The 12,305-nt window shown below is 65.0% G+C and carries 13 protein-coding genes; 8 read left to right on the top strand and 5 right to left on the bottom strand.

Annotated elements, in window-relative coordinates; all coding sequences use genetic code 11:
* Positions 1–7: 7 nt before the first annotated feature.
* The 6 genes from PO883_RS10130 to PO883_RS10105 are packed head-to-tail and all read left to right on the top strand — an operon-like array spanning position 8 to position 5,685.
* Positions 8–358, top strand: coding sequence for a RidA family protein (locus PO883_RS10130; RefSeq protein WP_289309636.1), 351 nt, complete (start codon positions 8–10; stop codon positions 356–358).
* A 5-nt stretch (positions 359–363) separates the two neighbouring features.
* On the top strand, positions 364–2,604 hold the full coding sequence (locus PO883_RS10125) for a bifunctional (p)ppGpp synthetase/guanosine-3',5'-bis(diphosphate) 3'-pyrophosphohydrolase (RefSeq protein ID WP_289309635.1): 2,241 nt from the start codon (positions 364–366) through the stop codon (positions 2,602–2,604).
* Positions 2,605–2,610: 6 nt separating this feature from the next.
* Positions 2,611–3,414, top strand: a complete 804-nt coding sequence (locus PO883_RS10120; protein WP_289309634.1) for an ABC transporter permease — start codon at positions 2,611–2,613, stop codon at positions 3,412–3,414.
* Positions 3,415–3,426: 12 nt separating this feature from the next.
* Positions 3,427–4,380: an MlaD family protein gene (locus tag PO883_RS10115; RefSeq protein WP_289309633.1), complete on the top strand. Its 954-nt coding sequence runs from the start codon at positions 3,427–3,429 to the stop codon at positions 4,378–4,380.
* The gene (locus PO883_RS10110; RefSeq protein ID WP_167086264.1) at positions 4,377–5,048 is read left to right on the top strand and encodes a hypothetical protein; all 672 of its coding nucleotides are present in this window, start codon (positions 4,377–4,379) and stop codon (positions 5,046–5,048) included. Before PO883_RS10115 ends, PO883_RS10110 begins: the two co-directional genes overlap by 4 nt.
* 22 nt (positions 5,049–5,070) lie before the next feature.
* On the top strand, positions 5,071–5,685 hold the full coding sequence (locus tag PO883_RS10105; RefSeq protein WP_289309632.1) for a hypothetical protein: 615 nt from the start codon (positions 5,071–5,073) through the stop codon (positions 5,683–5,685).
* On the opposite strand, the gene PO883_RS10100 is transcribed toward PO883_RS10105, so the two are convergent.
* Together PO883_RS10100 and PO883_RS10095 are read right to left on the bottom strand one after the other, a co-directional pair.
* Positions 5,686–7,503, bottom strand: coding sequence for a DUF4153 domain-containing protein (locus PO883_RS10100; protein WP_289309631.1), 1,818 nt, complete (start codon positions 7,501–7,503; stop codon positions 5,686–5,688).
* Between the two features lie 111 nt (positions 7,504–7,614).
* The gene (locus PO883_RS10095) at positions 7,615–8,583 is read right to left on the bottom strand and encodes a hypothetical protein (protein WP_289309630.1); all 969 of its coding nucleotides are present in this window, start codon (positions 8,581–8,583) and stop codon (positions 7,615–7,617) included.
* A 562-nt stretch (positions 8,584–9,145) separates the two neighbouring features.
* Here PO883_RS10095 and PO883_RS10090 point away from each other — a divergent pair.
* A complete protein-coding gene (locus PO883_RS10090; RefSeq protein ID WP_289309629.1) occupies positions 9,146–9,571 on the top strand; it encodes a MerR family transcriptional regulator in 426 nt (141 codons plus the stop codon).
* Between the two features lie 20 nt (positions 9,572–9,591).
* Positions 9,592–10,185: an NAD(P)H-dependent oxidoreductase gene (locus tag PO883_RS10085; RefSeq protein WP_289309628.1), complete on the top strand. Its 594-nt coding sequence runs from the start codon at positions 9,592–9,594 to the stop codon at positions 10,183–10,185.
* Here PO883_RS10085 and PO883_RS10080 read toward each other — a convergent pair.
* The 3 genes from PO883_RS10080 to PO883_RS10070 form a co-directional block, all read right to left on the bottom strand.
* Entirely contained in the window at positions 10,182–10,721 is a 540-nt protein-coding gene (locus tag PO883_RS10080) for a metal-dependent hydrolase (RefSeq protein ID WP_289309627.1), read from the bottom strand. The two genes, PO883_RS10085 and PO883_RS10080, sit on opposite strands and share 4 nt — an antisense overlap.
* A gap of 120 nt (positions 10,722–10,841) precedes the next feature.
* Positions 10,842–11,630, bottom strand: a complete 789-nt coding sequence (gene xth, locus PO883_RS10075) for an exodeoxyribonuclease III (protein ID WP_289309626.1) — start codon at positions 11,628–11,630, stop codon at positions 10,842–10,844.
* Positions 11,631–11,716: 86 nt separating this feature from the next.
* Entirely contained in the window at positions 11,717–12,286 is a 570-nt protein-coding gene (locus tag PO883_RS10070) for a hypothetical protein (protein WP_289309625.1), read from the bottom strand.
* Positions 12,287–12,305: the final 19 nt, after the last annotated feature.

Below are 12,305 nucleotides of genomic sequence, written 5' to 3'. Positions count from 1 at the left end.
AGACATTATGGAAATTACACGACTGCACGTAGGAAAACGCCTGTCCGAAGTGGCCATCCACAATGGCACGGTCTACCTGGCCGGCCAGATTGCCGATGATACGCTCGCCGACATCGTCGGCCAGACCCGCGAGGTGCTGGGCCACGTCGACCGCCTGCTGGCCGAAGCGGGCAGCGACAAGAGCTGCATCCTGATGGCGCAGATCTTCATCGGCAGCATGGCCGATTTCGAGGGCATGAACACGGTGTGGGACGAATGGGTCGCCGCCGGCCACACGCCGCCGCGCGCCACCGTCGAATCGAAGCTGGCCAACCCCGCATGCCTGGTTGAGATCGTCGTTACCGCAGCGCTGCGCTAAGCCGCATGGTCTCGATTGCAGCACTCGGCAGCACAACGGCCGAACTGGTACAGGGGCTCAGTCCCGACGACTGCGCGCGCGTGGAGTCGGCGCTCGCGTATGCGGGCGACGCCTACAAGGACATGGCGTGCAGTTCGGGCCAGAACGCGTTCGACTTCGCGGTCGGCGTGGCCAGCACCCTGGCGTATTTAAGAAGCGATGCCGAAACCCGCATCGCCGGCCTGATGTTCGAGCTGACGGTGCTCGATCCGAAAGCCGTGGCGGGCCTGGAAGCGCGGGTCGGGCGCGAGGCGACCGATCTGGTGACCGGGGTGCGCCAGCTGATCCGGCTGCGCGACATGACGGTCGGCCAGCAGACGGTGGGCCGCGGCAAGAACGCGGCCCAGCAAGCGGTGGCCCAGGTCGAAACCTTGCGCAAGATGCTGCTGGCGATGGCCACCGACATGCGCGTGGTGCTGGTGCGCCTGGCCTCGTGCATCACGACCTTGCGCTATTTTGCCGACATCAAGCGCTTCGACGACCTGACCTGCGCCTACGGGCGCGAAACGCTGGACCTGTACGCGCCGCTGGCCAACCGGCTCGGCATCTGGCAGCTCAAGTGGGAGCTGGAAGACCTGTCGTTCCGCTTCATCGAGCCCGATACCTACAAGCGCATCGCCAAGATGCTCGAAGAAAAACGCATGATGCGCGAAGGCTTCGTGCAGTCGGCCATCCTGCGCCTGCAAAACGAATTGGCGGCGGCCGGCATCACGGCCGAAGTGTTCGGCCGGCCCAAGCATATCTACAGCATCTGGAGCAAGATGCGCGGCAAGGAGCTCGATTTCACCGAGCTCTATGACGTGCGCGCCTTCCGCGTGATCGTCGCCGACGACAAGACCTGCTACACGGTGCTGGGCGTGGTGCACAATATCTGGACCCCGATTCCGAAGGAGTTCGACGACTACATTTCGCGCCCCAAGGCGAACGGCTACCAGTCGCTGCACACGGTGGTGACGGCCGACGATGGGCGTCCGCTGGAAGTGCAGATCCGCACCCAGGAAATGCACAACTTCGCCGAGTACGGCATCGCCGCGCACTGGCGCTACAAGGAAGAGGGCGGGTCCAACTTCAAGGGCCAGGCCTACGACGAGAAGATCGCCTGGCTGCGCCAGCTGCTGGCCTGGAAGACCGACGTGGCCGACGCCGTCGTCGGGCAGGAAGAAATCCAGCGCGAGTGGGTCGAAAAACTCAAGTCGACCACGCTGGACGACCGCATTTTCGTGCTCACGCCGCAGGCGCGCGTGCTGGAACTGCCGGTCGGCGCCACGCCGATCGACTTTGCCTATCACCTGCACAGCGAAGTGGGGCACCGCTGCCGCGGGGCGCGCGTGGACGGCATCATGGTGCCGTTGAATACGGCGCTCAAGAACGGCCAGACCTGCGAGATCATCACCGCCAAGGGCGCGCCCGGCACCGCCGGCCCGTCGCGCGACTGGCTCAATGTGGAATACACGGTCAGCACGCGCACGCGCGCCAAGGTGCGCGCCTGGTTCCACGCCATCGACCTGGAAGAGACGCTGGCGCACGGGCGCGCCATGGTCGAAAAATCGCTCCAGCGCGAAGGCAAGACCGCCGTCAACCTGGAACAGCTGGCGCATAAACTCGGCTTTGCCAAGGTCGACGATCTGTTCATCTCGGTCGGCAAGGAAGAATTCAGCCTGCGCCATGTGGAACAGGCGCTGCACGATACCGGCGAAGTGGTGGTGCCGGAAGACGCGGTGGTGCTCAATAAAAGCCGCGCATCGAGCGTGGAGCAGGGCGCCAAGTCGGGCGTGCTGGTGGTCGGCACCGAAGGCTTGCTGACGGCGCTGGCCAAGTGCTGCAAGCCGGCGCCGCCGGATGGCATCGTCGGTTTTGTCACGCGCGGCAAGGGCGTGTCGATCCACCGCGCCACCTGCAAGAACTTCGCCGAGATGCGCCTCAAGGCGCCCGAGCGCGTGATCCATACCGACTGGGGCCGGGCCGGGCAGGATACGGTCTATCCGGTCGACCTGTTCATCCTCGCCAGCGACCGCCAGGGCTTGCTGCGCGATATCTCCGAGGTGTTCTCGCGCGAGAAGATCAACGTCATCGGCGTCAATACCCAGAGCGCCAAGGGCCAGGCACGCATGACCTTCACCGCCGAAATCGGCTCGACCGCGCAGCTGCAAAAGGCACTGGGGGCGATCATGGAGGTCGGTGGCGTACAAGAAGCGCGGCGGCAGTAGGTGGCGATGCTGCCCAAGTCCTTCCTGTACTCCAAGCCGCGCGACTGGGGCCGGCACGCCTTCCGTTTCGTGTTCAGCTGGTGGTACATGGTGTACCTGGGGGCGATCGCGCTGGTGATGGCGTTTTCGCCCTCGACCTACAACCGCCACAACCGCCTGACTACCTCGCGCTATATTTACACCAGCACCTGGGAGGTGCTGCCGTGGTTCACGGTGCTCGCCGCGCTGGTCAGCCTGGTGCTGATCCGCGTCGTGGTGGTGACCTCGCAAAGCTACGGCTTGTCGCGCTACGCGCTCGAAATGGTGGTGCGGGTGCTGGTGCTCGAACTCATTCCGCTGACCGCCGCCATGTTCGTGGCCTTGCGCGCGGGCCTCGCGTTCAACGCCGGCGACGCGCTGGCGCTGGCCGCCGCCTCCACCCCGGACCGTTCGCGCCAGGCCCAGAACCGCCTGCGCCAGGACCTGGTGCCGCAGGTGATCGCCAACGCTTTCGCGGTCCTGAGCCTGGCCATGGTCAGCAGCGTGATCGTGCTGTTGCTGGCGTATATGAGCGTGTACGGGCTCTCGCCATGGGGTGTGGGCGACTACACGCGTACCGTGGGCCGCATTTTCAATCCGGCGGTGACGATCGGCTTCGTGCTCAAGACCGTGTTCTTCGGGCTGTCGGTGGCAGTCATTCCCACCGCCGCCATCCTGGAATCGCACCGCTACGGGCGCACCTCGTCGTCGACGGTGCAGCCGGGCGCGGTGCGCCTGCTGTTCGTGCTGCTGCTGATCGAAGCCGGCTCGCTGGCCGTCAAATACATTTAAATGGAAACGAAGATGAGCCAACCCGACACCAATCCGGTGCACGATGCGCCGGCCGAAGCAGTCGCCCACGTCGAAGTCAAGGCGGTCGTGCTGCTGGTGCTGATGAGCGCCCTGATCGTCACCTTTTTGCTGTACGTGATGTACGCGCGCGGCGTGTTCGAGAGCACCCAGCGGCTGGTGCTGCTGTCCGAGGATTCGGACGGCGTCATTCCCGGCATGGACGTGACCTTTTCCGGCTTTCCGGTGGGACGCGTGCAGCGGGTCGAGCTGGCGCCGGACGGCAAGGTGCGCATCCTGGTCGACGTGCCGCGCAAGGATGCCAAGTGGCTCAAGACGTCGAGCGTGTTTACCATCGAACGGGGGCTGGTGGGCGACACGCGCATCAAGGCATTCACCGGCATCCTGACCGACCCGGTGCTGGCGCCCGATTCGGTGCGCACGGTGCTGCGCGGCGACACCGCCGCCGAAATTCCGCGTCTGGTGGCGAGCGCGCGCGCCTTGCTGGAAAACCTGGACAACATGACGCGCAGCGATTCGGCCATCAATACCAGCCTGACGAATATCCAGGCCGCGACCGGGCGCCTGTCGGGCAAATATGGTTTGCTCGGTACGGCGCTGGGCAGCGAGGGCGAGGCCAAAAAGCTGCTGCAAACCCTGGAACATGTCGATACCTTGCTGCTCAAGGCCGACAAGCGCGTGTTCGGCAAGCAGGGCGTGATGGACGAGGCGCAGCTGGCCATCGTGCAATTGCAGGTGGTGCTCAAGGATGCCAGCAACAGCCTCAAAAAGGTCGATGCGGTGCTGGTCGAAGCGCAGGCGGTCGGCGCCAACGCCAAGGTGGCGACCAAGGACCTGGGCGCGTTGCGCGCCGAAGTCGACGCCAGCCTGCGCAAGGTGACGCGCCTGATCGATGAAATCAACCGCAAGTGGCCCTTTGCACGCGAGACGGAGCTGAAACTGCCATGAAAACCCTTTGCCTCGCCGCGCTGCTGTGCGCGGCCTTCGCCGGCTGCACCAGCAATCCGCCACCGCCCGCCTGGAAGGGCAACGCCGGCAGCGCGCTGGCCGCGTTCAGCGATGCTTACCTGCGCGGAGACAGCAATATCGCCGATGCGGAATTCGCGCGTGCGCGTGGCGAGATGGCCAGTACCGGCCGCCCGGACCTGGTCGCGCACGCGGAGCTGGTGCGCTGCGCCACGCGCGTGGCGAGCCTGGAATACGATGCCTGTCCCGCCTTCGAGGCGCTGGCGCAGGATGCCACGCCGGCCGAACGCGCGTATGCGGCTTATTTAGCCGGCCGCTGGGACGGGCTCGATGCGGCGCTGCTGCCCGAGCAGCACCGCGCGGTGGTGGCAGCCGCGCGCGCGGCCGACGGCAAGAGTGTGCTGACGGCGATTGCCGACCCGTTGTCGCGCCTGGTCGCCGCCGGAACGCTGATGCGCCAGGCGCGCATTGCGCCGGCCGATATCGTGGCCGCCACCGGCACCGCCTCGGAACAGGGCTGGCGCCGGCCCTTGCTGATGTGGCTCGGCGTGTCGCTCAAGCGCGCCCAAGCCGCCGGCGACACGGCGCAGGCGGCACGCCTGCAGCGCCGCATCGACCTGGCCGGCGCCACGCCGGTTGCGGCGCCCTGATTTTTGCGACGATAAAGGCCTTATGACGTATTCCCTGCACAGCCTGACCAAATGGAGCGTGCTCGCCGTGTTGTTATCGACCGCCGCTTGCAACGCCAAAGAGATGCCTGACGCGCGGCGCGACTATCTGCTGGCGCACGAGCACGGCTGGATCGACCTGACCGTCAAGGCACCGGCCGGCACCCCCGGCTTCAAGCCTGGCGAACGCTGCTCGGTGGGCTTGATGATCAATGGTGAAATGCTGCTGTTCGAGACGGCCAACCTGGCCGAGGCCGACAGCGCCGGCATGCCGGTCGGCTACCGCTTCGTGGCGCCGGCCGGCAAACTGCAGGCCGAACTGCATATCGGGGAATGCATCAAGGAGGCGCTGGTAGTGAAGGTGCCGCTGCAGCTGGACAAGGACCACCTGCTCGCGCTGGCGTTCGACGGCACGGCCGCCAAGGCCGGCGCCGCGACGCCATTCGAGCCAGCCTCGCTCGAATGGGTGCGCACCGACATGCTCAGGATGCAGGCCAGCGGCCAGGCCGGCGACGCGGCCATGGGCAAGTTGACCCAGCTCGTCATCGTGAGCGTGGCCCTGAATGTCGTTGGCTTGCTGGCTTTGCTGGGCTTGGTCTGGAGCCGGCGCCGCCGCTGATCACTCCTTGGGAGGCTTGGCCGCGTTGACCGCGTTGATCAAATCGTTGCAAGAACCAAGCGATTGCGCACCGACGGTTTCCATGCGAAGCGGCACGCCCGCGATCTCGATCTGCCGGGTGCGCGACGCTACCAGCTTGTAGTCGCCGCGCTTGAGGGTATCCACGAAGAGCGGGCATTGCACCATGCCGTGCAGCCTGGCGCTGAGTGTCCATTTACCTTCTGGCGCTTGGGAAAACACGACGGGTGCGGAAAAGGCGCCGATGGCGGTCATGAGGATTTCATTTTTGCCGTCCGCATCGAAATCGATCAGGAACACATCGCAGCGTCCTTGCGCCTCGATCAGGCAGGGCGGCACGCCGGTATTGCGCTTCCAGTCCGAACGCGGAAAGCTGGCCGGCAGGCTCGCCGAGGCGGGCCACATTGCCAATTGCGCGGGCTTGACGGTGTACTGTTCAAACATATTGTCATCATCGGACTCGGCCAGGATGCGCGTGGCGTGTTCGGCGGCGAGCGTGGCCTGGGGGCCGGTTTTGCCTTCCTTGAGCATGAGCAGGGCGGCGGCGCCGTAGCGCTTCGACTGCCTCTTGAGGAACCTGTAATCAAACTCCGACGCACTGACCGCGCCGCTTTCCAGGCGGGCGATCTGGCTGTTGACGGCGATCCGGTCCGGATCGGCCAGCGGCGAGAGCAGCGCCAGCAGGACGGCGATGGCGGCATACGCCGCCGCCAGGTTCACCGGGGCCACGCGGCGCAGCCAGGCGCCCTTGTCGATCGCCGCATAGATGTAGCCGAGTGCGTAAAAGCTTGCCACCAGCAGCGCGGCGGCCGCGAAAATGCGGTCCGATGTCCAGCCGTGGTCGGCGACGCGCAAACCCAAGGCATAGATGGCGATGGCGGTCAGCGGCAGCAGCAGCACGCACGCGCTGCGCGCGCACAGGCGCAAGACGCGCGCCACCGAGTCGCCCATCTCGCCGTTCTGCCAGGCGGCGTTGATCAGCACCACCAGCAGTGCGACAGCCGCCAGCAGGGCCACCGTGGCGTGGCGGGTGGCCCACAGCGCATCGAGGCCGGTGAACGGCAGGCACAGTATGAAGCCGCCGATCAGCAGCGTGGCGACCGGAAGCAGCCATGACATCAGCACCAGCAGCAGGCCGCGGATGCCGTGCACGATGGCCGGGCGCACGTCGGTCAGGTGCAGCGCGCAGGCAAAGGCGCAGGCCAGGAGCGGGTTCAGGAACGCGGACGACTTCATCAGCTCGGTCAGGAAGCCGATTTTTACCAGATTGAAGAGGGATGCTCCCAGCCACATGGCAAGATACAGCGCGCCGGTGAAGAATACCGAAAATGCGAGCTGGATGAAGAGCTTCCAGGCGATGTCGAAATGGGTGGCATAGCTTGCCAGGCGGCGCCGGTCGTGGGCCGCGGAAAGGACCAGCGAGTGCGCGATGAACAGGATGATCAGGCTGAAAAAGCACACCAGCGCCAGCATCGGGGGCCATTTCGGGGTGATTGCCGGGACTTCCAGCAGCAGCGTTTCGCGCCACGCGGCATGCATGCCGATCATGGTTAGCACGATCGCGGCGACGGCGCTCCACAGGCCGAGCATGGCCGGGCGCAGGTTGCCGAGGCCGGAAATGGCGACGACGGGCACCAGCGCGCACGCCAGCAGCGCCGCCGTATGAATGAGGGGATCGGTGAAGGCTTTGTCGGCGAACAGCAGATAGAGGAGCACTCCCTGCACCAGGCCGATGGCGGCACGCGCCAGGCCGATGGGTTTCGGGGGTTGCGGGGCGGCGGCAGCGGGCATGATGGGCATGAATGAGTGGGTGTGATCGCTTGGTAATCGAGGGCGGGCCGCGCCCATTCGGTCCGGCAGCCGCCTCGCCCGGCGATGGCGCGACACGGCTTTTCCTGCTTTGGTCCCTGCTTACTTGTGCTTGAGCGCCCAGTTGCCCGGCGCGGCGGCGCCGGCCAGCGCGCCGCCCATGTCGAACAGCGCGGCCTGGCCGGTGACGGTGCCGGTGGCGCCACCGGCCACGCTCATGCTCAGGTTTACCACGCCTGCCTTGTCGACGCTACCGGTCACCGAGGTCGCGCGGGCGGTGGCCTTGCACGCGCCCGTGATCACGCCCGTGAACGTGATGTTGACGTCGCAGGTACCGTAGTAGGCGCCGAAGCTGCCGGTCCACGGGCCGGCGTAGCGGATCGGATCGAGGAATTCGCGCTTGGTCGAGGCTTGGGAAAAGCTGGCCAGTTCGGAAACGCTGGTATAGCTCATGCCGCCGGTACCCTTGGAGGTGGTGGACGTGTTGCAGGCCACGATCAGGCCGGTGACGGTGTCGCGCCAGCAGGTTTTTTCGACCCAGTAGTTGGCCGAGGCACCGCTGGTGCGCAGATCGAAGTTGGTTTCGCTGGAAACGATCTTGAGGGCCGTGAACGTGCCTGCGGCAACCGTCTTGCTTTCGATGGCCACGACCTTGCCCTTGCTGGTGAGCGCGCGTGAGGATTCTTCCTTGGAGCAAGGAATACTCATCGTGCTGGCGTAGTCGAAGCTGGCGCCGACGGATGCGCTTGGCGGGGCTTGCAGTGCGGCCGGCGCATAGGTGACGATGCAGCCGTAGCCGGATGAGTTGGTGGACAGCATGCCGCCCTGGCCGTCGAAGACTTCGATCGTTTGCGGGCCTTTTTCCTGGCTGACCGAATCGGCGTTTTCCCAGCCGCCATTGGCGTTGACCTTGGTGATGCGCTGGGTAACCGATACTTTCCAGCCCATCGTCACGTCGGTATAGGTGGCGAAGTCGCCGACCGTACGCGCGGGCAGGGTGTACGGCCCGGTTGCTGGCGTGGCAGGCACGGTTGGTTCGGCGACCGGTGGCGTGACAGGTACCGGTGGCAAGACTGTTACTGGTGGTACCGTTGGCCACCCCGGTGACGTCGTCGTTGGCGGTGGAACTGGCACCGGCGGCGTCACTGGCGTGGCCGGAGTCGGCTCGCTCGGGGCTGGCGGCGAGACAGGAACTGGAGGTGTTGGCTCGGCCGGCGTGGATGGCGCAGGCGGAACCACCGGAGGCTGCGGCGTGACAGGAACCGCAGGTGCTACCGGAATGGCCAAGTCCGGTGCCGGTGGCGAGTCGCTGCCGCCACCGCCGCATGCGGTCAGGGCCGTTGCCGAAATCAGTCCAAGTAAACGCATCCGCATCGCTGTCATTCCTGTTTAATGGTTATATGTATCTCTTTAGTCAACTATAAAAGTTAATATTGAATAAATAGCATCCAAAGGCGCGATTATACATCCGCATTGCATGGAAATTGTCCGGAATTTATTTTCTTTGGGAAAAAAACTACTGATTGTAGCCAGCCTGTCACGACGCTAAGCCGGTAACACGGCGTGCGCCTTGAACAGATAAACTGCTGGCCGGCTCGCGGGTTTCCGCTATTTTCACCATTCACGGACGAGTATGTATATAAGCGAATTAGGACGCCGGGCGAATGCATCGCCGAAAGCGATCCGGTTGTATGAATCCCTGGGATTGCTGGGCCAGGTCGGCCGCAAGGGAAGCTACCGCATTTATTCGGAACAGAATGTGCAGCAGGTTCAATTGATTCGCCAGGTGCAGGCGCTGGGATTCCGGCTGGCGGACATGGGGCCGCTGCTGCAGTCCGGCAAGGGGGCGCCGGACTGGGACCAGCTGGTGGCGCTGCTGGAGGCGCGGCGCGTGGCTTTGCGCATCGAAGTGGCGCGCTTGCAGCAGCTTGACAGCAAGCTGGGCGAGGCCTGCGCCGAGCTGCGCGCCTGCCTGGCCGCGCCGGTGGCGCCCATGCTGGCCGATTGCATCAACCATCCGCTTGACTCTGCCCCTGGGGACAAGCTGCATACTTCCTGAAACTTTTTCAGGAGAATACGATGGGTAGTAAAACAGGATCGCGCCGTGTGTTGATCATCGCGGCGCATGCGTCGCAAGAGACTTTCGGCAGCGCCCTTGCAGCAGCCTATGCGGCGGCGGCGACCGCTGCGGGGCATGAGGTGCGGCTGCTGGAACTGGACCGCCTGGCATTCGATCCGATCCTGCACCACGCTTACAAGGTGGTGCAGGAACTGGAAGCGGACCTGAAAACGGCGCAGGAGTATATTAAGTGGGCCGATCACCTGGTATTCGCGTATCCGGTCTGGTGGGGCGGCATTCCCGCGCTGCTCAAAGGTTTTCTCGACCGGATCATGCTGCCCGGCTTCGCTTTCAAATACCGCAAGGGCAAGGCTTTTCCGGAAAAGCTGCTGAGCGGGCGCAGCGCGCATTTGCTGGTGACGATGGATACGCCGCCGTGGTATTTCCGGCTGGTGTATCGCGCCCCCGCCATCCATCAGATGAAAAAGACCACGCTGGAGTTTTGCGGTGTGACGCCGGTCAAAACCCTGATGTGCGGGCCGCTGCTCGATTCGACGCCCGATAAGAGACGCGCGTGGCTGGACCAGGCCCGCGCCCTGGCCACACGGATCTAAGCGCGCGCCTTGCCTTGCTTTCCGGTGGCGAAATACAGCGCCAGCCCGGCCAGCGCGGCCGGCAGCCATACCCAGAGCAGCTCCGAGATCATCACGATCATGCCGCGGGCGCCGAGCAAGGCTTTCAGCGACAGCGGGCTGACCCGGATGACGCGGACCGGGAAGAACAGGCGCGCATCGGACACCGGCCATGCCAGCGCCACGCCCATCCCGCCGGTGGTGAACATGTCGAGCAGGCCGTGCGATACGGCGGACGCGGCAACGAACAGGAAGGCGGCCAGGCGCGAGGCCCGCAGTTGGCCCGCGAACCCCGCCGCCAGCAGACCCAGCACGATGGCGAACAGCGCCGAATGCGAGGCACCGCGGTGGCCCAGCTGGTCCGCGTAAGGGATTCCCAAGCGCATCCCGATGACGTCGAGATCAGGCACGATCGAGGCCACCACGCCGGCCAGCAGCAAGCGGCCCGGAATGATGCGGGAGCCAAGCGCCAGGCCAATGGCCAGCGGAACAGCGGGATGGGACAGGATGGTTGGCATGGGAATCGGCGCAGTGCGTGGTCGGTATTGACGGGCGATATCATAGCGTTTCGCCGTAGCTGATGGTCATCGCCGCCCACTTTTATTTCACGTGCGAGGCCCGTTTGCCCGAGCGCCGCGCTATCGCGTGATTTTCTCAATATCCAGCGCGATCCATGTCGGCGCATGGTCGCTCGGTTTTTCGCGTCCGCGCACGTCGCGGTCGACATTGGCCGCCGTCAGCGCGCCGGCCAGCATGGGACTGAGCAGCAGATGGTCGATGCGCAGGCCGGCATCGCGTCCGTACGCATCGCGGAAGTAATCCCAGAAGGTAAAAATACGCTGGTCCGGATGCATGCTGCGCAGCGCGTCGGTCCAGCCCTGCGCCATCAGGCGCTGGAAGGCGTCGCGCGTTTCGGGCCGGAACAGGGCGTCGGTGACCCAGCGCTCGGGCTTGTAGGCGTCCAGTTCGGTCGGGATGGCGTTGAAATCGCCCGCCAGCACCACCGGCGCGCCGCTGGCCAGCAAGTCTTCGGCATGGGTAATCAGGCGCTCGAACCAGGCCAGCTTGTAATCGAACTTGGGACCGGGAAAGGGGTTGCCGTTGGGCAGGTACAGGCAGGCGACCAGCACGCCGTCGATGGCCGCTTCCAGGTAGCGGCTTTGCTCATCCGCATCGTCGCCCGGCAAGCCGCGCCGCACTTCGACCGGCGTGGTGCCGCGCGCCAGGATCGCCACCCCGTTCCAGCTCTTCTGGCCGATCCAGAGGGCCTGGTAGCCGGCCTCGTTGATCGCCGCTTCAGGAAAGCGTTCCTGCGGCGCCTTGAGTTCCTGGAGGCAGGCGACGTCCGGCTGGGTTTCTTCCAGCCATTCAAGCAGGGCGGGAAGGCGGCTGCCGATGCCGTTGATGTTGAAGGTGGCGATGCGCATGGGGTCTCCGCGTGAAGTGTCTGGGATGCTATTTTGACCGCAAATGCGCATCGGCTGCCGCACATGATGACCTTGGGTAGCGCCCCTTATTGCTCCGGCGGCCAGTAGGCTTCCGGCTGCGCGTCCCCGACCGGGGGCGTGACCGTCATCGCCACGAAGCCGACAATGTCGTCGTCGCCGGTCAGGATGCCGGCTTGCAGGAATACATGGCGCCCGTTGACGAACCAGTAGCGGGTACGGTCGCTGTCGCAGTCCATCAGGGCGCCCTGTTCGTATTCCGGCGTCCATTCGGTGTCGTCGCGGCTGTCGCCCTCGTGGTCGTCGTCGTACTCCCCGACATCCATCACGCTGCTCCAGTCGCGCGGGCGGTGGCCCAGCGGCGCACCGAGCACCTGCCCGGCTTGCTCCAGCACCTGGTCGAACGCGGCCCAGATGCGCACTTCCAGTTCATCGTCGTCGTCTTTTTCGGCATCCTCGTCGTACTGGAAGTCCACGCCGTCGCTGGTGAAGACGAGCACTTTGCGGTGCGGACCGTTGCGGAAAAAATTGGTGACCCTGCTGTACAAGGTTTGGTCGACGGGTTCTCCGACCTCGGCGGGGAAGCCGGTGAGGATGGCTTCTTTCAGCTGTTCAAGTTTGGCGGCGATGTCGTGCATGGGCTTGTTTATCGGCGTT

It is taken from the genome of Massilia sp. DJPM01 (genome assembly GCF_030348125.1).
Classification (GTDB): Bacteria; Pseudomonadota; Gammaproteobacteria; order Burkholderiales; family Burkholderiaceae_D; genus Telluria_A; species Telluria_A frigida.
This window is presented reverse-complemented; position numbering and strand designations above follow the sequence as displayed.